The organism is Commensalibacter oyaizuii (assembly GCF_029953265.1).
GTDB classification, from domain to species: Bacteria; Pseudomonadota; Alphaproteobacteria; order Acetobacterales; family Acetobacteraceae; genus Commensalibacter; species Commensalibacter oyaizuii.
Genome location: NZ_JASBAO010000001.1, coordinates 2,017,841 through 2,041,287, shown reverse-complemented (window position 1 = coordinate 2,041,287; position 23,447 = coordinate 2,017,841). Strand labels below are relative to the sequence as shown.

At 35.9% G+C, this 23,447-nt stretch carries 20 protein-coding genes; 11 read left to right on the top strand and 9 right to left on the bottom strand.

Annotation, left to right across the window (positions count from 1 at the left end; all coding sequences use genetic code 11):
• Nucleotides 1-20 precede the first annotated feature (20 nt).
• The 4 genes from QJV27_RS09240 to QJV27_RS09225 form a co-directional block, all read right to left on the bottom strand.
• Nucleotides 21-512 carry a DUF3576 domain-containing protein gene (locus QJV27_RS09240; protein WP_281448635.1) on the bottom strand — a complete coding sequence of 164 codons (492 nt, stop codon included), beginning with the start codon at nt 510-512 and terminating at the stop codon, nt 21-23.
• A 129-nt stretch (nt 513-641) separates the two neighbouring features.
• A complete protein-coding gene (gene larC, locus QJV27_RS09235) occupies nt 642-1,901 on the bottom strand; it encodes a nickel pincer cofactor biosynthesis protein LarC (RefSeq protein ID WP_281448634.1) in 1,260 nt (419 codons plus the stop codon).
• 141 nt (nt 1,902-2,042) lie between these two features.
• The gene (locus QJV27_RS09230; protein WP_281448633.1) at nt 2,043-4,136 is read right to left on the bottom strand and encodes a hypothetical protein; all 2,094 of its coding nucleotides are present in this window, start codon (nt 4,134-4,136) and stop codon (nt 2,043-2,045) included.
• 344 nt (nt 4,137-4,480) lie between these two features.
• Entirely contained in the window at nt 4,481-4,852 is a 372-nt protein-coding gene (locus QJV27_RS09225; protein WP_281448632.1) for a M48 family metallopeptidase, read from the bottom strand.
• Nucleotides 4,853-4,878: 26 nt separating this feature from the next.
• On the opposite strand from QJV27_RS09225, the gene QJV27_RS09220 reads away from it, so the two are divergent.
• Both QJV27_RS09220 and rpoH read left to right on the top strand, forming a co-directional pair.
• On the top strand, nt 4,879-5,877 hold the full coding sequence (locus QJV27_RS09220; RefSeq protein WP_281448631.1) for an RluA family pseudouridine synthase: 999 nt from the start codon (nt 4,879-4,881) through the stop codon (nt 5,875-5,877).
• A 424-nt stretch (nt 5,878-6,301) separates the two neighbouring features.
• Entirely contained in the window at nt 6,302-7,213 is a 912-nt protein-coding gene (rpoH, locus tag QJV27_RS09215; RefSeq protein ID WP_281448630.1) for an RNA polymerase sigma factor RpoH, read from the top strand.
• Nucleotides 7,214-7,268: 55 nt separating this feature from the next.
• On the opposite strand, the gene QJV27_RS09210 is transcribed toward rpoH, so the two are convergent.
• Together QJV27_RS09210 and QJV27_RS09205 are read right to left on the bottom strand one after the other, a co-directional pair.
• Complete coding sequence (locus tag QJV27_RS09210; RefSeq protein WP_281448629.1) at nt 7,269-7,574, bottom strand: AzlD family protein; 306 nt, start codon at nt 7,572-7,574, stop codon at nt 7,269-7,271.
• Nucleotides 7,567-8,316 (bottom strand): AzlC family ABC transporter permease, encoded by a 750-nt coding sequence (locus QJV27_RS09205; protein ID WP_281448628.1) that lies wholly within the window; start codon nt 8,314-8,316, stop codon nt 7,567-7,569. The genes QJV27_RS09210 and QJV27_RS09205 overlap by 8 nt, the downstream gene beginning before the upstream one ends.
• A gap of 392 nt (nt 8,317-8,708) precedes the next feature.
• Here QJV27_RS09205 and QJV27_RS09200 point away from each other — a divergent pair, with 392 nt between their 5' ends.
• Nucleotides 8,709-10,139: an aspartate ammonia-lyase gene (locus tag QJV27_RS09200; protein ID WP_281448627.1), complete on the top strand. Its 1,431-nt coding sequence runs from the start codon at nt 8,709-8,711 to the stop codon at nt 10,137-10,139.
• 70 nt (nt 10,140-10,209) lie between these two features.
• Here QJV27_RS09200 and QJV27_RS09195 read toward each other — a convergent pair whose 3' ends face one another.
• Nucleotides 10,210-10,662 carry a PACE efflux transporter gene (locus QJV27_RS09195; protein WP_281448626.1) on the bottom strand — a complete coding sequence of 151 codons (453 nt, stop codon included), beginning with the start codon at nt 10,660-10,662 and terminating at the stop codon, nt 10,210-10,212.
• A gap of 113 nt (nt 10,663-10,775) precedes the next feature.
• On the opposite strand from QJV27_RS09195, the gene QJV27_RS09190 reads away from it, so the two are divergent.
• From QJV27_RS09190 to QJV27_RS09155, 8 genes are all read left to right on the top strand, one after another.
• Nucleotides 10,776-11,657 carry a LysR family transcriptional regulator gene (locus QJV27_RS09190; protein WP_281448625.1) on the top strand — a complete coding sequence of 294 codons (882 nt, stop codon included), beginning with the start codon at nt 10,776-10,778 and terminating at the stop codon, nt 11,655-11,657.
• A gap of 462 nt (nt 11,658-12,119) precedes the next feature.
• On the top strand, nt 12,120-14,042 hold the full coding sequence (locus tag QJV27_RS09185) for a DUF4422 domain-containing protein (RefSeq protein WP_281448624.1): 1,923 nt from the start codon (nt 12,120-12,122) through the stop codon (nt 14,040-14,042).
• A gap of 56 nt (nt 14,043-14,098) precedes the next feature.
• On the top strand, nt 14,099-14,992 hold the full coding sequence (locus QJV27_RS09180) for a glycosyltransferase (RefSeq protein WP_281448623.1): 894 nt from the start codon (nt 14,099-14,101) through the stop codon (nt 14,990-14,992).
• A 248-nt stretch (nt 14,993-15,240) separates the two neighbouring features.
• Entirely contained in the window at nt 15,241-16,932 is a 1,692-nt protein-coding gene (gene cydD / locus QJV27_RS09175) for a thiol reductant ABC exporter subunit CydD (RefSeq protein ID WP_281448622.1), read from the top strand.
• Complete coding sequence (cydC, locus tag QJV27_RS09170) at nt 16,932-18,629, top strand: thiol reductant ABC exporter subunit CydC (RefSeq protein WP_281448621.1); 1,698 nt, start codon at nt 16,932-16,934, stop codon at nt 18,627-18,629. Before cydD ends, cydC begins: the two co-directional genes overlap by 1 nt.
• 72 nt (nt 18,630-18,701) lie before the next feature.
• Nucleotides 18,702-20,303: a cytochrome ubiquinol oxidase subunit I gene (locus QJV27_RS09165; protein WP_281448620.1), complete on the top strand. Its 1,602-nt coding sequence runs from the start codon at nt 18,702-18,704 to the stop codon at nt 20,301-20,303.
• A 12-nt stretch (nt 20,304-20,315) separates the two neighbouring features.
• A complete protein-coding gene (gene cydB, locus QJV27_RS09160; RefSeq protein ID WP_281448619.1) occupies nt 20,316-21,452 on the top strand; it encodes a cytochrome d ubiquinol oxidase subunit II in 1,137 nt (378 codons plus the stop codon).
• A gap of 16 nt (nt 21,453-21,468) precedes the next feature.
• On the top strand, nt 21,469-21,669 hold the full coding sequence (locus QJV27_RS09155) for a hypothetical protein (protein ID WP_408869624.1): 201 nt from the start codon (nt 21,469-21,471) through the stop codon (nt 21,667-21,669).
• 193 nt (nt 21,670-21,862) lie between these two features.
• Here the strand turns inward: QJV27_RS09155 and QJV27_RS09150 are convergent, their stop codons facing one another.
• Nucleotides 21,863-22,567 (bottom strand): acetolactate decarboxylase, encoded by a 705-nt coding sequence (locus tag QJV27_RS09150; protein ID WP_281448618.1) that lies wholly within the window; start codon nt 22,565-22,567, stop codon nt 21,863-21,865.
• A gap of 27 nt (nt 22,568-22,594) precedes the next feature.
• Entirely contained in the window at nt 22,595-23,437 is an 843-nt protein-coding gene (locus tag QJV27_RS09145; protein ID WP_281448617.1) for an HNH endonuclease, read from the bottom strand.
• Between the last annotated feature and the right edge of the window lie 10 nt (nt 23,438-23,447).

The following is a 23,447-nucleotide window of genomic DNA, read 5'->3' as shown; positions in this document are numbered from 1 at the left end:
TAATCAATATATAAAATAGCTTAATGTTTATCTGCACGTAATTGTCGTGCGCGGACTTGAATTTTACTGGTAATATCTGATGCTGTACTAGCCGTCACAGGGGCATCAACCCACTGTCCATTTTCCTGAACTTGCCTGTGCACCACAACGGTAATAGAGTCAGAACGTAAACGACGATCCAGTACCGCACATACAATTTGAAAACGTTCAGGGTTCGAGGCAACAGGCTGATACCAATCAGTCACTAGTGTCCCCCCTACGGCATCTGCGGATAAGAATGGCATGAACGCCAACGTATCCACTGCTGCACGCCATAAATATGCATTTACGCCACCTTGTAGATTATCATCCCCCCCAGTTGCGGAACGATCAACCCCCACCAACCGCTGATTAGGCAAAGTCAATGTATCTTTCTTTTTATCACCAGAACAAGCCGTAAGACCTAAAGATACAACACTCATTACAAATAAAAGTCGGGGAAACGACGTTAAAGACAAAACGTTAATGGGCATGCAGCCTCTCCATAATTGCCAAATCATATGATCTGACCTTAAACCATCAGTACAAAAGAAACGTTACAATAATACTGAGACTGTTATACAGATTTTAAAAATATTTTTAAATCTTTATTCTATATAATCTTAATTTTTTCTTGATAAAAAAATTGTTCTAACAGTTTCCACAACCTCTGTATAAGATAAATGATGTTTTTGAGCAACCATTGCACATCTCTCATCGTCGGGAATAACTGAAATGATTTGATTGTCTAATAGTTGTCCAACCTGTACTTTGATCAAACCCCATGGGGTTAAAACATCCTCGTCGTAATGAATTAAACGTTCATACCTTTCAACCCGCCAATGAATAGAATGTAAAGATAGAATATTAAACAAGTAATGTCGTATGATCTCTGCACGTTCAGGTAGTGAAAAAATAACCAATTTTCGTGTTACTTGGGATATTACAGAACAAATAGGCACTATATATACTAACTGAGCCCCGTGCTCATATAATTTTTGTTGCACGTCTTGTAATCGTTGTGCAGAAACCTCACCTAACTCTGCTTGGGTAATAACAATTTCAGAACTTGTAGAATATTTATCCTTTCCCAAATCATTCCCAATACAAATCCTTAAAAAATTAGGAAGATTATCATATTCTATACGTCCTGCCCCATATCCGACTCTTGAAATGCACATAGGGGGACAAGGGGCAAATTTGACTTTTAATGCTTTCAATAATCCCGCACATGTAGAAGTTAATAACTCCCTTTGCGGTCCAGCAGCAAAAATTGGTGCTTTATCCCCCAATAAATACAATGTAGCAGGCGCTGGCACTGGTAACATCCCTTGGGGATATTTTAAAACACCACTACCCACATTCAAAGATGACGCATACCACTGGTCAATATTAAGCCAATCACATCCAACGCAACATAAAGTAATCCCAACAACAGTATTTAAGGCCCTGACTTTATGGAAGTAAATTTCTTCAACTGGTAATCCCCTAACCGATGCCTCAGCATGGGCAAGATGCGTAAAAGTATCCACTGCCAGATCCTTGGCGCGCTGGGAAAGCTGAGCATTATTAATCAATGCGTGAATAGTACTTAAAAGCTGAATATTATCTGGAACAACGTGAGAAGATATGAAGGTTGGTAACTCATAATAAGGTGTTTCCTCAGCCTCGTGATAGGTATCAGCATCAGCAGATAAACTGATATGGGCCTTAATTGTTGCGATATTATTACGTTTTATATGTAGTAATTCCAACCGAGCACCAATATCCAATGCACTAACTGCGTCGTGTAGTAACTGCTCTGGGACACCGGCACTTACCAATGCACCAACAAATCGGCTACTACTCATCCCCGCAAAACAATCCAGATATCCAATTCTCACAGACCTGTTCTTTCTTTACGCATTATGAAAGCTTACTTTTAAGTATACAATTATACAGAGCAATACAATTCAATACTTTTTGACATAAATATTCTATGCTTTCCCTAATAATAACTCCACTTTAATTTATATAATTTTTTTCTATTGACCTTTTAAAAAACGAAAAGAATGGCGGATATCTTGCCAAAGAAGTTTTGATTTCAGCGATGCAATCTTATCAAATTCAGGTGCTGGACAATTTTGTCCAAAATGGGTTGCAAAAGGCACCGCAGGCCCATGTCGTAAATATAAGTTATAAAGCTCTCTTGATTTTGAATAAGCAAATTTAGAATCATCGACCCAGTTTGCAGTGTCACTGTATGATGTATTTGTATTTTGAAAAGTCATTGAAGCATAATTGGAAGTTTGCTGCATCCAACCATTCGCTTGACATAACATCGCTGCATAAGCTTGTGATTGAGGTGGAACCAAGCTCGTCGCATATAAAACATGATAAATGGCAATATAACGATAATGAAAACGTCGGTTAGGGATTGGCCATGAAGCGTTTGTTCTGTTCTGTTCGTCAGGAATGCTCCATGCTTTATTATATTGTTTATTATTTGGGCCCGTTATCTGACTAATCCCATAGGCAAAAAACCCAGGGTTTTGATCTGGGTACCCTGCTGTCCCGCTCATTTCCATACCGTGATGATAAATAATATTCGCTGCATTCCAAGCAGCCTTGGCACGGTTAGTTGCCCAAAAATTATGACGCATACCATCCAATGCTTTTACATACTCATCCACCCATTTTCTGGTCTCAGCTCTGACTAAATATTTTTTTGCCTCTTCAAAACGATTAGCACGCACCAATCGTTGTCCAACCAAATCACGAAATGCCCACACCCGTCCATTCAGTGTATAATCGTCATTGTATTCTTGATCTTTGGGCGTTAATGATGTTGTTGCCGTGACAACAGCATACTGATCTGCAAACCGTTTTAACTCATCAATAGTCAAAACATTTTCAGCCAAATAAACCACATCCCCCCAATATATATCTCTTACTGGCCACAATGTAATTAACGCCTGAACGAAATTTCCCTGAGACAATGTTAAAACAGACTGTTCCCCCTGAATACGCTTACGCGCTGCATCTGGTAAACTATCATCGTTTAAATGTGTAATAGCTTGATGATAATATTCTTGAGCCTTTTCTTTATCCCCTTTGGTTAAAGCAATTTTTGCCAAAACCCAAGCATCCAGCGCTTTTTCATGTTTCTTCCAGTCATATTCTGCCAGGGTTTGGGCCTTTTCAAAATCGTTATTTTGATATGCAAGCACAGCTAGTCGACTGAAATCCCCACTAGGATCTTTTTGCGTTTCTGCTGCCTTTAAGAAGGCATGTAAAATATTTTGCATTCTTTCTTTAGAATAAGACTTATAATCTTGATCCCCCGTTAGTACATAAGCCAATAGCACTTTTCGTAACAGAGGATTAGCAACAGCTTGCTCTAATAAAGCCTTGGCATGCTCATTTTGAGGGTTAGTTAATCCATCAATAATGACAGCAATCGAATCTATACCCTGATTTTCACCGACTGAGGCTTGTTTTGCATATAGATTCACCGCTCTTTGCAGTTGCAATAAACTATCTTCTTTAAGATCGCCCACTTGCCAAGTAACAAGACCGCTCTTGGCATTGTAATCACGTATGCCTATCTGATCCAAGATTGCCCCAGCAGCTTGTCCATAAGCTGCAATTCCCAAGTGTAAGGGATCAGGTGCGCCGTGAGCCACCAAATAAGCAACCCCACTAAAGGATTGTGCAGCATCCTCATAACGATTTAACTTAAATTCAATTAAACCCAAGGTATATTTAGCACATACCTGTTGAGCGGGCGGACTGTTATATGCCAACAATGCAAAAGCGTTATAAGCCTCGTCCCATTGTTTATTATGATATAAACTAGCCGCTTGCTGATAAGCGTTGTCTGTTTGAGGACATGTTGACTTGTTCCAAGATGAATCAACATGATCTGCGGATAGCAAATTTTGCTTTTCTTTAGCATCTATTGCAACAAGATTTTTCATTCTCTTTGAAAAACTGTCAATGTCTGGCATATCTAATAATGTTTTCTTGCGGTTATCTAAAAGTTGCCAAGGAAAAACCACAGCACAAGAAATCGCAATCGTTGATGTCAACGCCATTATTCCAACAACACAAATTGAAACCTTTATAGATCGATTCATAACTCTAAACTTCAACATCAAATTTGAAATGACCTTTGATCTTATCATCAGATTTTATTTGACACGAACTAAGAATAATAAAAAATCTTGCAATAAAATCGCTTTAAAGAATCATTGGATACAATATCCAAATTCAATTATACCTTATTATAATATAAATAATGCTTCATTACCGACAATAACTTAATTATATCGCGTTATCTGCTGTCGATTAAACAACAATTCCCTACTTATAGTTTATCCTATATGAAAATCACTAATTCTGTTAAAAAATAAACCTTTTATAGCATTACTTTATAATTTTACCTTCTATCCATTCATCAGTAATTGTTACTTTTCACATTTTAATGTTTATTTTCTTCGCTATCAGATAATTTAATCTCAGATAATTTTTGTTGATTAGCAACATCCCAAATTACTATACGATCTGGAATGCCTCCACCACTTAAAGAAAATATCATTGTTTGATCAGATTGACGGACAATTTGCACAATACGAGTACCTTGGGGTTGGGATAAAACACTTACTGGGCGAGTTACAACAGTAGATTCAGCAACTTCTGATGATGCGTATGTACTTTTACCGTGCATAATACGACCTACAATAATGAAGATCAAAACTGTCGTTGCAATAATAATTAAAACCCCTAAAAAAATAACTAAAGCTAACAATCCTTTATTTTTTTGTGTTAAAGGTTCAGGTTGTTCTGGTGGCATATTCATAACCTTAAGGTACTTTCTTTATGTCTGATTCTAATAATAGCATTGATACATCTTTTGTAGCGTTGGTTTCAGAAGAACACAATAATAACCGTATTGATCGTTTTCTTGCTCAAACCAATGAACATTCTAGATCTCGTATAAAATCGCTAATAGAGCAAGGGTTATGTCAACGCAACCATCAAACCGTTACTGATCCCTCAATATCCGTTAAAACAGGGGATCGTATAGAATTAAATATACCACCAGCCAAAACGTATTATCTTCAACCACAAAGTATCGATTTAGAGATTTTATTTGAAGATAACGATCTAATTGTCATCAACAAACCGGCAGGATTAGTCGTACACCCCGCACCGGGCAACGAAGATGGTACTCTAGTCAACGCATTGCTGGCCCATTGTGGCAACACTCTTCCTGGTATCGGCGGTGAAAAAAGACCAGGAATCATCCATCGCTTAGATAAAGATACCTCTGGGGTCATGGTTGTAGCCAAAACAGAACATGCTTTGACCAAGTTATCCGCAGATTTTGCAACTCGAAATATCGATCGACTTTATCTTGCTTTGTGTTGGGGCTTACTGAATCCGAGCAATGGTAGTATAGAAGGTGCTATTGGACGCGATCCTTATGACCGTAAAAAAATGACTATCGTTAAAAAAGGAGGGAAATACGCAAAAACAAATTATAGGACATTGCAAATTATCAATCCCGCTGTCAGCCTTATTCAATGCAAGCTAGACACAGGACGTACCCATCAAATTCGTGTTCATTTATCAAAGTCTGGCCATCCTTTACTTGGTGATCCTGTTTACTTGAAACGCATACCTAGTATCAGTAAACAATTATCAACAGTTCAAAAGAACGAAGCTTTGGACTTTCCACGTCAGGCATTACATGCGGCTAGTTTAGGATTTACCCACCCCACAACAGGTCAATACTTGAAGTTCGAAACTGAACTACCAAAAGATATGCAACAATTAATTAAATCGATAAACACAAGCATACAGGGAACTATTTGAAATTTTCAAAAAGTCAAAAAATTTATGTTTGATTTAAAATAAAAGACGATTCTGTCCTCTTCGAATCGAAAGAATTTAAAAATGTATAAAAAAAACATGTAAAAAGGTAAAATTTATTTATTAAATTAATATTAACAAACCATTTATTTCATGTAATAAACATGTTCGGAAATAAAAGGATAACACTGGAAAAATATTAACCATCTATTTTATTACACTATATAATCGAATAAATCGATTAAAATGAACGAAATATCGTGCGGTTTTTTTTGACAGGACTATTTTAGTCTGATATAAAAATATTCATCGGTTACAAAGAATTAACCGAAAAAAAACGGCAAAATAAGCCGTTCATAATAACTACGAAAGATCAAAACACGTTTTGTATTCTTATAAAACGGAATATCATAAAGGAGCATATATTATGGTTTCTTCAATGCTAAGGATTACCCCAGATACCAATCTCACCCAATATATACAGCATATTCGTAAATTTCCAATTCTAACCGCAGAAGAAGAAGTTACATATGCGAAACAGTGGAAAGAAAAAGGAGATATAGAAGCAGCCCATCGTCTGGTTTCAGCACACTTAAGACTAGTCGTTAAAATTGCATCAGGTTACAAAGGATACGGCCTGCCTTTAAATGAGTTAATTAGCGAAGGTAATATCGGAATGTTACAAGCAATCCAACGTTTTGATCCTGACAAAGGTTTTCGCTTTACAACTTATGCCATCTGGTGGATCAAGGCTGCTATTCAAGAATATATTTTGCATAGCTGGTCTTTGGTTAAGATTGGTACGACCGCAACACAGAAAAAGCTTTTCTTCAATCTACGCAGGGTTAAAAGTCAGATCAAAGCCTTCAATGATACGGATCTGAGCCCTGAGGAATTGGAAACTATTTCTAAAACTTTGGGAGCATCAAAAGATGAGATACAAAGTATGAACCAGCGCCTGAGTGCACAAGATCATAGCTTAAATACGCCAATTGGCAACGACAACGATTACAATGAATGGCAAAATATGTTGGTTGATGATACCATAAACCAAGAGGAACGTTATGCAGAATTAGAAGAACTGACTTCGCGTCAAAATATGTTACAACAAGCGATGAAATCTTTGAAACCTAGAGAACGTGAAATCTTAGTTGAAAGAAGACTGAAAGAAAAACCAGCTACTTTAGAAGAGCTGTCACAAGCCTATAAGATTTCGAGAGAGCGTATTCGTCAGATTGAGGTTCGTGCTTTTGAGAAGCTGCAACAAATTATGCAACAAACATCTTCATCTGGAAGAGGTGACCATGATGCCACCTTTCGCCAACACGCCATGGCTTAGGAAGTAATAATTCACAAGGCTCCGAAAGGAGCCTTTTTATTTAGTATGTAATATATTAGATGATATGCCGTAATACACCCGCACTGACGACACCAACTATCAAAGTTGTTAAAAAAGAACAACGCATCGCCGTAATAATTATCAATAACAATGAGATCGTATCGAACCAACGCCCCGTTACAAACGCTGGTGAAATCAATGATATCATCACACACCCTGGCAGTATTTCTAAAATTCTAGTTAAGCGAGGATAATTTTTATTTCTTAATAACAGATACCCACCGATACGAGTTAGATAAGTCACCACCCCCATACCCATAATTGTTAAAAAAGCATGTTGATTGATCATATCATCAAGCATGATATGGTCCTTCAAAGAAATTCTCAGGTAATAATAAAACGATAATCAATCCAGCCCCCGCACCAGCAATAACATACCAAGCCCCAGGAACTGTTAGATGCACGATGCATGCAACAATTAAACTAACGGCCCATGGAATACCTTTACGCCATCCTTGCCACATTCCACGCAACAATACGATGAATACTGCGGGAAATGCCATATCAAACCCATATTGCGTTAAATCACCCAATAATGGTCCAACTAAAACCCCCAAAAGTGCCGAAAACAACCATATGAAATAAAAACATAAAGCCACTGTAATATAAAATGGATAGCTAAATGCGCGACGATACCCTTCTTTCATACGACGATAGCTATCTTGTAATGATAATGCCCAGGCTTCATCACACAGGAAAAAAAACGAAAATAATATTTTACTCAGAGGTTCCTTACGACATAGAGGGATCATCGTTACACCCATTAAAACATGTCGACAATTAACTAATAACGTCATGCTAACAATCAATAATAATGGTGGGGCATGTTGCCAAAGACCGACAGCGACAAATTCCGATCCACCTGCGAAATTGATACCACACATTAATAAAATCTCTAGCAAGCTCATGCCGTGCATTTTGGCTTGTGTTCCAAGTAACATCCCAAACGGCAGAAAACTAATCATTAGTGGAAGCGCTGCTTTAAATCCCCTAATACATTCTTTATACACATAACGTTGTATGTGTGCTTGTGCGACTGACATTTTCCTTTTCCTGCCTTTAAAGATGAACGGAAATCTTAGTCAGCAAACATAACAATGTAAACAAATTTCATAGAGTTCTTCCTTGATTGTTTATCATCGTTTCTAATTAAATCAAAAATCACTTTTTCTTGCATAAACTCACAATTTTTTATTCACTATGACATAAAATGGATAGGTATTTGCATAAACAAAAATACTTACCTACAATAGTCAAATCCTAAGCGTACTTTAATTTTAAACAATATATTATCATTACACACATCTTATCTGCTCTATCACGTGATTTCGCCTTTAAATCTACCAATTCTTCACAAAACAAGTATCAGACGATTAATAAATGCTTTTATTTAAATACATGTTAGAATTGAGGATATTTTTGAAAGAGGTTGATCATGTCATCATCTACGTTTCGTACAGAAAAAGACCTATTGGGATCATTGGACGTTCCAAGTGAAGCTTATTATGGTATTCAAACCTTACGAGCCATGCATAACTTTCAACTAAGTGGTATCCCACTATTCCACTTTCCCCACCTGGTAAGCGCATTAGCAATGGTAAAATGGGCGGCAGCGAAGGCCAACCATCACCTAGGTTATCTATCGGATGAAAAGCATTCTGCAATTATTAAAGCCTGTAAACGCATCACACAAGGCGAGTTCCATGACCAGTTTTTAGTAGATATGATTCAAGGAGGAGCAGGTACTTCCACCAATATGAATGCCAATGAAGTCATTGCCAACATCGCACTTGAAGAATTAGGATATGCAAAAGGGGATTATCACCATTTGCATCCTAACAACGACGTTAATATGGCCCAATCTACGAACGATGCTTACCCAACAGCAATACGTGTTGGATTATTATTGGGATATGACCATCTACTTGCTTCATTAACCAAACTATGTGAATCTTTTGCCAAAAAAGGTAAAGAATTCGCCCATGTTTTAAAAATGGGGCGTACGCAGCTACAAGACGCGGTACCAATGACATTGGGCCAAGAATTTCATGCTTTTTCTACAACTTTAACCGAAGATGTCAATCGCATACGCTTGCTTATTCCTGACTTGCTTTGTGAAGTTAATTTAGGCGGTACAGCAATCGGGACTGGCATTAATGCTGATCCACAATATCCAGCCTTAGCCGTAAAATATTTAGCTGAAATTAGTGGTCATCCTTTATTACCGGCCAGAGATTTGATTGAGGCAACTTCTGATATGGGGGCATTTGTATTATTATCAGGTATGCTGAAACGCACAGCTGTCAAACTCTCTAAAATTTGCAATGATTTACGATTACTTTCCAGCGGTCCAAGAACAGGAATTAACGAAATTAATCTCCCCCCAAGACAACCAGGGAGCTCAATTATGCCTGGCAAAGTCAATCCCGTTATCCCAGAGGCTGTCAACCAAGTTGTATTCACCATTATCGGTAACGATTTAGCCGTGACCTTGGCTGCTGAGGGTGGACAGTTACAATTAAACGTTATGGAACCGTTAATTGCTTATAAAACCTTTGGATCCATTACCTTGTTAATCAGAGCCATGGATATGTTACGTGAATTATGTATTGATGGTATCACTGCAAATGCAGAACACTGCAGAGACTTGGTTGAACACTCTATTGGTCTAATCACCGCCTTAAACCCTTATATTGGGTATGAAAATGCAACACGCATCGCACGCAAAGCGTTAGAAACCGGCAAGGGCGTATTAGAACTAGTTCGTGAGGAAAAATTACTGAGTGAAAAAGATTTAGAGGAAATCTTAAAGCCCGAAAATATGATTGGCCCTCATCAAATCCTAAGGAATTTGATAAATCATTAAAATTGATAACTCTTACTTTGTAAACCAATAGAATGTTTATACATTAATATTCTATTGGTCTAACATAGTATTAATTTGATTTACTACCTGATGTCCCAAAAGCTTTAGCTGGAGATACTACTGGAAATATGTAGTCATAAATGATGTTAAAGAAGAATGCGTAAACCAAATAAAAAATAACAATAGCCACATCCATAATAAAAGCATCCAACACAGAAATACCTAAATACCATGCAATCGCAGGCAAAGTAACAATCATTAACCCGACCTCGAAAAGCACTGTATGATACAAACGTATAATCATACTCTTTTGAACATCTCCACGGAAATGTAATAGAACTTTGTCAAAGCATATATTATAAATAAAATTCCAAATTGTTGCTGCAAAAGAGGAAAAAATACCTATTACTCCCATATGTTCAACAGACTGATTAAACATCAATACCGCACTCGGAGTAAATATTAACAATCCTATAATTTCGAACAAAATTGCGTGTCTTACTCTATCCTTATACGTACGCATTCAAATACGCTTCCATCTCATCATCATTATATCGATTTAACTTTCACCTTATTTGTAATATGTGTTTTAATATTTAATGTAAACACAAGTAAATACGGGGTGGTGCTTCATTTATGAAACATATCAATTGGGAAAACTTGAAATTTTTAGTTATTATTGCACGTTCTAAAACATTAAGACGTGCAGCAAAAAAAACAGGTGTAAGCACAGCCACCCTCGCCCGACGCATGGACGAATTAGAATATGAACTTGGTATAAAACTTTTAGAGCGAGTTCAGTCTGGGTGCATGCCAACAGCTGCTGGTATGCAAATTATTGCATGGGCTGAACAAATGGAAGAAATCTCCTTTGAAATTGAACGCACTCGTGATCAACAAACATTACATGCAGCCAAAGGTATTGTTAAAATTAATACTGACGAATTAATCTCTTATTTTCTTACTTCTAGATTTTCAGAATTTCATGCATTATACCCCCACGTTGAAATTGAAATTATTACTTCGCACCGCCCTTATAGTCTTACTCGCAGGGAGGCAGACATCGCCATCCGCAATTTTCGCCCTGAACAGGCTGATTTAATCATTCAAAAAATAGGAACCCTTTCATACGGTCTATATTGCAGTCAGAAATACTATAAATGTCACCAAACAGATATTGATCGGCAAGCATGGGATAAACTGGACTTTGTAGGGTTCGATGAACATAGGCATCATTTTCACACCGAACGATGGTTAAGATCATTACCAAACGCACCATTACCATGGATGCGATGCAGTTATGCATTAGGGATCTTTGATGGTATTACTCATGATAATGGTTTAGGGTTACTGGATAATTTTATCGCCGCAGAAACCTCTCATCTTCTATATTCCGTCATAAAGCATATCCCAGAGTTAGATCAAGAAATCTGGTTATCAACACACAGCGGATTACGCTCTAGTGCCAGAATAAATGTTGTAAAAGCCTATATTCGTAATTTGTTTACGCAAAAATAGAATGTTTTTGACTATATTAAAGACGCTAAATCCCTCATATTTTCTGTAATATTATGACGTAATTGAGTGTAATAAAGCTGTTTACGATTTGAAATAGCTGCAAGCTAAAGTCAGTGTGCAGCAGTTACCAATTATTTTACCAAATATTAGTTAAAATTAGCGATTTGTTATAAAATTTAATTAATATTTATAATCTTACTCTCTAACCAAAAGAAAAATTGAATCAAAAGTAATTTTCAGAGAATCCATACCTTATCTTTTTACTTAAGGAAACAACACGCACTTTGAACTTGCTACATCAGCAAAAGATAATTTCTAGTATAATTATATACTTAAGGAATCTACTATAGATCATTATAAATGAAAACAAAATATAAAATTACTTAAATTGCAAAATCATGATAGAATAAACCAATTTCAAAAAAATTATTTTTTAAACATTACTCATGATGATTAGCTCATATGCACAATATCTCTATTTATGTTTCTTATCACGATAAATGTGATTTAATTAAAACAAGCTATTTCAAACCTATACAAGTTGGAACAGCATTAAATGAGCCTTATTATGAGAATGAGCTAAATGATGCAATTGCAAATAATATTTCAGCCAAGAATCAAAGTTTTTGTGAATTAACCGCACAATATTGGGCTTGGAAAAATGATCAAGACAGCGATTATATCGGTTTTTACCATTACAGACGTCACTTTATTTTAAATATAAATAATCATCAAGAAAGTGATGAGTATGGTGTTGTTAACTACCCTCATATAAACGAAACCTACTGCGATGATATCGGATATTCTGACTTGGCTTTAGCCCGATTTCTAAAAAATATTGATGTTGTTGTTCCGGAAAAATGGGATGTAAGAAATGTAAATGCTAAGAATAATTTAGACCAATATGAACAAGGTAAAAATCTGAATATCAGCGATTATCACGCTTGTTTATCCATTCTAAATCAAAAATACCCTGAATATATGGACGCAGCTGAACGATATAATCAATCACATTATGGCTATTACACAAATATGTTCATTATGAAACGCCATATATTTTTGCAATATTGTCAGTGGTTATTTGACATTCTATTTACACTAGAAAAGCAAATAGATCTTAGTGAACGTAATGTACAAGAATACCGTGTCTTTGGTTATCTTGCTGAGTGGTTATTAGGAATATACATAACCAAATTACAAGAAAATAAAAACTTAAACATCGTTCCCTGTCGACGAACCTTTATTCATAGCACTAATACAGGTAGATACTCTTTGTCATCATCACAGAATTTCGCCCCTACTCAAACAAATCAGAAATTAATACAAGAATTAGAAAAACAGTATCAACAAATTGTACCTATTGTTACGGCATTTAATGAAAATTACGCCATTTCTGGTGCTGCACTTCTACAATCAATTATCGAAAACAGTCGTCGTAATTACTTTTACGATCTTTATATTATTGAAGGCGCATTATCAGATATAACGAAGTTTAATTTCAAGCTTCTGTTGAAAAAGCATAGCAATTTTAGACTAACATTTATTAATGGCGATCGCTTTTTTGAAAATAAGTCCTTAGAGCTTCACGATCATTTTACAAAAGAAACCTATTATAGGGTTTTAATACCAAAACTATTACCATTTTATAATAAAGTTATTTACCTTGATGCTGATTTAATCGTGAATAATGATATTCAACAATTATTTGCCATTGATATCGGTGACCACTATATTGGCGCGGTCAAAGATTATGTCATGAGAGGTTTTATTAAAAATGAAATTATTTGTCGTGCAGAAGGTGATTATTACACAGCAAAAGATTATTTAACCCAGTACCTGCAACTAAAATATCCGTACGACTATGTGCAAGCTGGGGTTCTGATTTTAAATACGCAACAAATTCGGAAATTTAATATAGATGATTTTATCATGCAGGATATATCAAAACGATATTACTGGTTTTTAGATCAGGATCTGTTAAATAAACATTGCGAAGGACATATTTACTTCATCGATATGAAATGGAATGTTTTGCACGGGAATGGAAATGTCGACAGTTTTTTCAAAAAACTCCCCTTACCAATCATGCAAGAGTATTTCACAGCCCGCCAGGATCCGTGGATTATTCATTTTGCTGGTGACAAAAAACCGTGGACTCATCCCGATATTGATTTTGCACAAGTCTTTTTCTTCTATTTACGCAACACACCTTGGATCAATTTTTCCCTTAAATATCAAAAAAATTTTACATCACCGTTTAAATCTATACGTAATTTTGATGTACGTTCTTTACTAAGACCAGTAATAAATAAAATATTACCATTAGGTACTAATAGAAGAAAACGAGCATACAAATTTTATATAAAAATAAAAAAATACTTATAAAAATTTATCCGAAATTTAACACATACTGATCATAATATTGAATTGGTTTAAAGAGCATGAAATCTGTTGCACTAATTGTAACCTATAACAGAATCGAAAAATTACGATTATGTTTACAGGCTACATGCGTCTTACCTTTCGACTGTATCGTTGTTGTCAATAATGCATCATCGGATGGCACACAACAATGGCTGTCAACACTTACGGACCCGCGTTTGAATGTCATTCATCTGAATGAAAATATAGGGGGAGCTGGTGGCTTTAAATATGGTGCTCAATATATATCCAACACCATAAAAACAGACTGGATATTTTTCTTCGATGATGACGCATACCCCTCTTCTAACCTCTTAGAAAATTTTATAAATCTTGAGAAAGAGAATTATCAATTATTTTGTAGCAAGGTTGTAACCCCTCAACGACAATTATGTTCTATGAATGTGCCCTATAAAAAAATTCCACATACAATGTGGGATACCATTCATTATGCCCTCTTTCCTGACACTTTTTTACCTAGTATCAACAAAAGCTGCGACGTACAAACTTTCTCTTTCGTAGGTGTTGTGATCCATCACAAAATTTTAAAACTTTATAGTCAACATATACACGAAGAATTATTTATTTATTTTGATGATCTTTATTTTTCATATTTTTTATCACAATTGGGATATAAAATCCGCTATTCACCAGAACTAATATTTACCCACGATGTCACATTGAATTCTACGATTTATAATAGTAAAAAACTATATTACTCTGTCAGAAATCTATTAATCTCTCAGAAAATTTTTAATATCTTTCCTCCTTTTACCAAAGGTACAATTTTTCTGAGGTTACTAAAAATGTTTTTCCTGACTAGCTTAAAAGGTGAAGGAAAACAGAGTTTTAAACACTTCTTTAGGGGTCTAAAAGACGGCTTTTCCTACAAATCTAACAAAAGATATAAATAAATATAATTAACTTTATTCATTAATTTTATTTTCATTTTGAAAAATACATATTTAATCTGTAAAATTAATTTTCTATTATTAAAACTGTTATAATAATTATACAAATTAAAATTAAAATCCCCAATTTTAAAGTAATAAAAAATTAATAAAAAATAAACATGGAAAATTTATGTAGAAAATTATAAAAAAAAACCTATATACTTTTAAAGTCTTATAATTTTTATTTGAGATATTTAGCGTGTTTTCGTATGAATAAAAGAAATATTATTTTAAAAGATCACCTACAACTTAAAAACCTAGCAAAAATATCTCAAAAATGGTTAATTTTATCTGTAATATTGGGATCTGTTGCTGCTGTTTGTTTGGTGGGCCAATTCGTAATATTGGGCCATATTGTAGATAATATTATTTTCCATAGCCGAACTATCTACACGCAATACACACTTATCTTTACCCTTTTACTTTTTCTTTTAGGCAATGTTTTTTTTAAGTTTGCAGCTGACTTGTCGAGTACACACGCAGGGTTAAAATTAACACAATATATTCAAAATGATTTACAAAATTATCTTCTAAACACTGGCCCTATTGCCTATAAAAATTTAAAAATTGGTGAAATGGTCACTACTTTGACCGAAGGTATCGATGCATTACTACCCTATTTTGCGCGATATATTCCAAATGCTGCCATGATGGTCGTCGTTCCCATTATTATTTTAATCGTTGTTGCAAGTATAAATACATGGAGTTTTATCGCTCTTGCTATAACGGGGCCATTAATTCCTATTTTTATGGTGTTAGTTGGATATAGTGCCCAACGCATTATGAACCGCCAATGGGCAGAATTATCCCTATTGAGTGGTCATTTTCTAGATATGTTGAAAGGCCTTAAAACATTACGCCTATTCGGCCGCACCCAAGAAAGCCTTATTCACATAGAAAAATTGGCCAATAAACATCGTACAACAACCTTGTCGGTTATGAAGGTCGCTTTTTTAAGTTCTGCAGTCTTGGAATTCTTTTCCAGTCTTTCTATCGCAGTCATAGCAGTAATCTTTGGAACACAATTATTGGAAGGGACAGTTAATTTCCGTTCGGCATTTTTAGTTTTATTATTAGCTCCTGAATTTTTTATGCCTTTACGAAATTTTTCAGCCAGCTACCATGCAAGACAAAATGCCAACGCTGCCGTAGAACAATTACAGAAAATATATGAACTACCTGCATTCGTCACCCGTTATCAAAAACCAGCCGCAACAAATACACCCCTACACTCCATCCATTGCAAACAATTAACTGTTAAAACGTTTGATGGACAACCCTTGTTACAAAATATTTCCTGTCAATTTTTATCCAATCATCTAAATGTTTTAACTGGGAAAAGCGGCGCTGGAAAAACCAGTTTATTAAATACAATATTGGGATTTATACCGATTAGTTCAGGCAACATGACAGTGCTAAATACGCAAGGTGAACAAATCGGTTTTGAAGATATTCACGTTGCATGGGTTCCACAACAACCTTATTTAATGTTCGGAACCATTCAGGAAAATCTTACCTTAGGCTGCTCTTCCTTTGATTTGCAACACTTAAGAGATGCTGCTGAACAAGCAAATATTTTGTCTTTTATTGATAGTTTGCCAGCAGGATTTGATACCCATGTCGGTGAGCGCGGTGGTATTTTTTCTGCAGGCCAGTTACGCCGTCTTGTTTTAGCACGAGCCTTATACCGCAACCCTGATTTGTTAATTTTAGATGAACCAACAGCTGGTCTGGATCCTACGACTTCAGAGCAAATTATCAATACTATCAGGGCCTGTACTAAAGACAGAGTTGTTATTGTTTCTACACATAATCTTCAATTAGCTGCCAAAAGTGATGCTTTGTTTCGAATTGATCAAGGCTCTTTAGTCTCCCTATCAACCAATGAGGGGACAAAATAATGATCAGCAAAGATAAAAAGCCTATATTATTCAGAAATTATTTCTCTTTCGCAGCATTAGCCAGTCCAATTAAATGGCATTTAATTTTAGGAGTCATTTTGGCTTGTATTGCAGCAATAGGTAATTTTGGATTATTATTTCTTTCTGGTTGGTTATTAGCCAGCGCTGCAGTCGCAGGATTAGGTGGAACAGCCATTGCAAAAGCCTTTAACATTATTCTCCCCGCGGCTGGTGTGCGTTTCTTTGCTATGCTTAGAATTGTTGCTCGCTACTTGGAACGCGTTATTACCCATGACGGTGCACTACGATTAACAAGCTTATTAAGAGTAAACATATTTAAACATCTTATACCTCTGGCACCTGCTGGCCTCATCAATCAAAGAGGGGGCGATATATTAGGGCGTTTTATAACTGACACTGACCTTGTATCTGCTTATTATACAGATGTGATTATTCCTTTTGCGCGTGCATTTATCTGTACGATTATCTTTGTGTTTACTTTTATATGGTTTTCATCTTTTTCAGCATTAGCACTGACTGTTGGATTATTCATAAGCTGCTGCGTTATTCCCGTTTGTGTTTACTATCTTTCTTACCACCACATTCAAAAAACGATTAATTACAAAAATACTTTACAAACAAACTTTACTGAAATTTTACAAAATCTCGGTGAAATGTTGGTCTTAGGGATAGCACCAGCAAGAATGTCTGATATACAGCAAACTCAATATATTTCTGATCGAAATAAATGGATACTGGATGCCATAGAAAGTGCTGGACGTGGGATAAATACCATTATTATGATGTTGTGTATTCTGATCACTTTAATACAAAACGTCCATGAATATCATCAAGGTATTTTAACGGGCCCAGAAATTCCAATGTTAATATTAGGAACGCTTGCAGCTTTTGACGTCACATTTTCATTACCTTTGGCAAGCCAAGCAGCAGCAAAAGCATACTTGTCTGAACAACGTTTAGATGATGCGTGTAAACCGACCGATTTTGTTTCTAATACCTCCTCTCTTAGTTGTTCACAACCTTACGATCTATATCTTGATAATGTCAGCTTTCATTATCCTAATAACCCGATGAAAGTATTTAACCAAGCTTCTTTGACCATTAAACAAGGTGAGCATATCGCATTAGTGGGCCCATCAGGAATTGGTAAAAGTAGTCTGATCAACCTTCTGTTCTCTTTTTATCCTTTATCAGAAGGGAAAATTACTTTTGGAGGAGTGGATACTCGAAAAATATCAACTCAAGACTTATCTTCCATTATTAGTGTGGTCACACAGGACTTTCACTTATTTTCTGGAACAATTAAAGAAAACTTATTACTTGCTAATCCGCAAAGCACACCAACAGAAATAGAAGAAGCATTACGCATTTCACAACTTTACGATTTTGTTTCTGGATTAGCAGAAGGTCTAAATACACGCATTGGCAATGAAGGGATACGCCTTTCTGGAGGACAAGCAAAACGTCTATCAATCGCCCAAGGATTAATACGCAAAACCCCTTGGCTAATCTTAGATGAGCCTACCGAAGGACTGGACCCTCAAACAGAATATGCCCTGATGACGGCTTTGCTTAAAGCACGTCCTGAGACAACTATTATTGTTATCACTCATCGTGATGCAATATTACCACTCATGAGTAGAATCATAACTATGGAAAATGGAGATTTTCTTTAAAAGCATATGCTTACTACCTATCTTAATATTTGATGAATGAAATATCGTTTCTTCTAAAAGAAAGTCTGAGAAATGGATTTAATACACCCTTGGGTCGTTGACCTGTCTCGTTTTCAATTTGCATTAACTGCCTTATATCACTTCATGTTTGTCCCTTTAACGTTGGGACTAACCTTTATTCTTGCTGCTATGGAAACCGTTTATGTTGTTACAGGCAAGCAACTTTATAAAGACATGACCCAATTTTGGGGCAAATTATTTGGTATCAATTTTGCCTTAGGGGTTGCCACAGGATTAACTATGGAATTTGAATTTGGGACTAATTGGTCCATGTATTCAAGATTCTTTGGCGATATTTTTGGTACCCCCCTTGCAATTGAAGGGTTGATGGCTTTTTTTATGGAATCAACCTTTGTTGGATTAATGTTTTTTGGATGGGATAGATTAAGCCGTCCTGCACACTTGGCTGTCACTTACTTAGTCGCCTTGGGATCCAATCTGTCTGCATTATGGATCTTAGTTGCTAATGCCAGCATGAATATGCCCATGGGAACTACTTTTGATCCAGAAACAATGCGCATGACGTTTGATAGTTTTGTCAAGGTTGTATTCAATCCCGATGCACAGGCTAAGTTTGTTCATACATCTTTGGCAGGCTATGTCACTGCCTCTATGTTTGTTATGGGAATTAGTGCTTTTTACTTGCTGCGTCGTAAACATCGTATGTTTGCCGCACATTCTTTTAGAATAGCTGCTTTATTTGGTATCTTATCTACAATTGCTGTTATTACCTTAGGTGACGTATTAGGTAGATTAGACTATGAACACCAACCTACTAAAGTTGCTGCAATGGAAGGACTTTGGCATACAAGTAAACCGCCAGCTGAACCGTGGATTTTATTTGCTATTCCTGACGACAAAAATCAAAAAAACTATTTCGAAATTGGGGTACCGTATGTATTAACCCCTCTGCTAACACACACGTTTGATACACCAATCAAAGGACTATATGAAATTCAAGATTCTGCAGGTCCTCGCATTGAATCTGGTTTAAAGGCTGTTGCAGCACTAAAACGATATAGTGAACAACGTCAAATGGAAGATTTGGCAGTGTTTAAACAACATGAAAAAGATCTTGGATATGGATTTTTAGCCAGTCGTTATGCACCAGAGCAAAATGTTGATAAAATCACCTCTGACCATATGCCTCAAATCATAGAAAAAACAAAATTAGATCTATTTCCAAATGTGTTTGTTACCTTCTGGTCCTTTAGATTTATGGTTTTCTTAGGGGTTTATTTCTTTGTTATATTTGCAATGGCCTCTTATCTAAGCTTAAGAAATCAATTGGAACATTATCCTTGGTTTTTAAAAGCATGTACTTGGTCTATTCCTTTACCTTTTGTTGCAGCTGAATTTGGATGGATCACTGCAGAAATAGGACGCCAACCTTGGACTGTCTTTGATATTTTACCAACATTTATGTCAGCCTCTTCGCATACAGCATCCTATATGGTGTTCTCTTTAATCGGATTTGTAACATTATACAGTATCTTTATTATTGCAGAACTTTATTTAATGTTCAAATATGCGCGGTTAGGTCCACAACCCCACCATCCATCTGATGATAACAAGATAGAAAATATCTCCATTATTTCTTCTAAGAATAATTAAGGAAACACAAACATGGAATATTATATTGTTTTAAAACTCATTTGGGCTGGCCTGTTATGTATATTATTAATTGCACTGGGTCTGATGGTTGGTATGGATATGGGGGTTGGCACATTACTGCGTTTTGTTGGTAAAACGGATGCAGAACGAAGAACTGCCTTAAATATTATTGGGCCCCACTGGGATGGAAACCAAGTATGGTTTATTTTGGGGGGTGGCGCAATTTTTGCAGCTTTTCCAACATTATATGCCACTTCTTTCTCAACGTTTTATGTTGTTATGATTTTACTGTTATTCAGTATGATCTTACGACCTGTTGCCTTTGAGTATCGTTCCAAAACAGAAGCACACTTATGGAGAGCTGGGTGGGATTGGGCTTTTCTAATTTCAGGGTTTGTGCCTATGTTTATATACGGTGCTGCATTTGGAAATATTTTACAAGGCGTTGGCTATCATTTCTTATGGAATGGACAATATATTCAAGATAGCTCTTTTTGGAGTTATTTGATTAATCCATTTGCAATTTTATGTGGATTAATGTCTGTGTCGCTAAGTATCTATCAAGGCGGTGTCATGTTAATGATGCGCTCTGAAAATCCAATTTACGATCGGGCAAGACGTTTTGCCATGATCGGAGGGATTGCTGCTGCTGTTTTATTTATCATTGGTGGATTTTGGATATTTCAAATTAAAGGGTTTGTATTAACCGAAGGAGATCCTGCCATGCCTGCCAATCCAATGCACGGACAACATGTAGATACATATGTAGGTGCATGGTTACATAACTATACCAATCATCCTATATTATGGTTCTTCCCCATGCTTGGAACGGTTTGTATGTTATTGGGAGCCTTGATTGTCAAAGGGAACAAGCCCCATTTGGCATGGTGGATTGGTCTTGGCTCTTGGGTTGGGACAATTTGTACTGTTGCCGCAGCAATGTTTCCTTTCTTTATGCCTTCAACGACAACACCCAATCACAGTTTAACCATCTGGAACTGTTCTAGCTCTGCTTATGGTTTGGCTTGTATGCTCGCTGTAGCGGCAATTTTCGTCCCTCTTATTATTTCTTACACCTCTTGGTGTTACTATGTGATGAGAGGAAAAGTTAAAACCTCTAAAGTAGTCAACGATACCCACAGCTATTAAATGAAAGTTAAATAAAATGATTATCACTTTACTCCGTTTTGCAGGATTGGGTCTGGTTCTTTTTGTTGCTTTGCTTGTAGCAGTTTTTGTAGGGGATCAAGGACCTTGGTATTTCGCATGGATTATAGGTACAGTTATGATTACTTTGATTTCTGCAGCGGGAGCAATTTTATTTGATACACAAGTTGCAGACAATAATACAAAAGGAGAAGTATAATGCCTAATGTCGTAGAGCACGTTATTTTTCTCGTCCCCTTTGTTTATTTATCAATCTTTGTAATTGCCTATCTAATTACAAGAAAATTATTTCCATAATAAGCTATTGCCATAAAATTTATCCAATAATACATCATATTTCATTAATAGGTGTATTATTGGCATTCAAATCTTTAATCAATTTTTACTCTAGACTATTTTTCAACCCGATTAATCATTTCATCCAACATATTTATGTCAATCTTCATTTGTTTAAATTGATCTTTTTTTGGATTAGTAATCTCTAACGTAGGTTTTTCCTCAAAACTTAGCTGTGCTTGTTCTACATCAAACTCTAAAACATGCCCACTTTTACGTTTGCTCTCATCTAAAAAATGAAAATGAAATCTAGGAACAGAGATACGTCCAAATAATTCAGGTGTCCAAAATCCTATTAATGTTCCTTTTACTTGGCAATAGGTATCAACCTGTTGAGAAGCCGCTATCTTACTGACATCCCTATCTTCCCCTGTGTATGAAGAATGTGGTCTTCTAACAATCACTTTACGAAACGTTCCCTGCACAGAAACAGCCAACAGAATATTATCAAATTGAATAAAGCGTTTCATTGAATTATAAATTGTTGTGTGATCAACATCCTTAATAATATGGCTTTGTTCTGGCTGGAAATTTGTTATTTGGATAAATGGTACTTTAGATTCGAAATCCAATGTTTGTAAAGCATGGCCAGCCGTTGCCTCATAAGCCGTGCCATCGTAAATAGTCAATTCCCCATCAAGATTGGCTGAACAGCCAAGACCAAAGTTACATCCGCAACATACCTGAGAAAATAGTCTATCGCCTTGTAAATATCCAGCCATCAAGGCACCAATTGTTGAAAACTGAATAATTTTGCTCATGCTTTTTTCCTATCAAAAAATATAGTACTATTTCAACATAATAAGAAGATCTTGCGTAACTTTTTTTGCTTGTTGTTTTAAAAATTTAACATCATGTTTATCATTAACGTGGTGCATTTTCCTATGACAATTGGGACATAAAGCTATCATATTATTTAAGCTGTCTGCACCTCCTTTTGACAACCATTGAATGTGATGGATTTCTAAAAAAGGCTCTCCGTTAGCACTTTTAAACGGAGCGTCTTGTAAACAAAATTGACAAATTCCCTTGGCCTTTCGTTTGACCCAAGAAGACAGATAAATATTACGACCATAATTTGTAGTAACACATAAACGCTGTGATCTTACAGATGTCATTTGACTTACTTTTTGTGCCAATTGCTTGTCAGATAATTGCTGGATACGTGTTCGAGCGTTTTTTTCAATAAGCTCAATGTTTTCTTTTTTTATATAGTAAAAATCTGAAATACTCTTTAAAGGAAAGATATAAACTTTCCGGATATTCCCTTTTTCATCTAATTGGTCTTCTTTAAAAGGTAAATCAGCCAGAACCATTTGTCCAACATAAGTATATTCGCCTTTCACATAACATTCAAATAGGTGAATACCAAAACCATTTTCTTTTGATTCAGCCAAAGTCTTATTTTGGGAATATGTTAGGTATTGATCACCAACGCTTCCCATCCCTGTGTAATAAAATACGTCCTTATCCCAGCGATTATAAAAGAGTGATTTTGTATAATTGGAAACCAAAATCAATGTTTGTGTTCGATTAGACTTTCTCATTCCACCTTGTTTACTACAACCAAAAATGTCATGGATTTGATCGTTACTTAGCACATATCCAGGCCTTAAATCAGAAATCTGCATATCACAAACA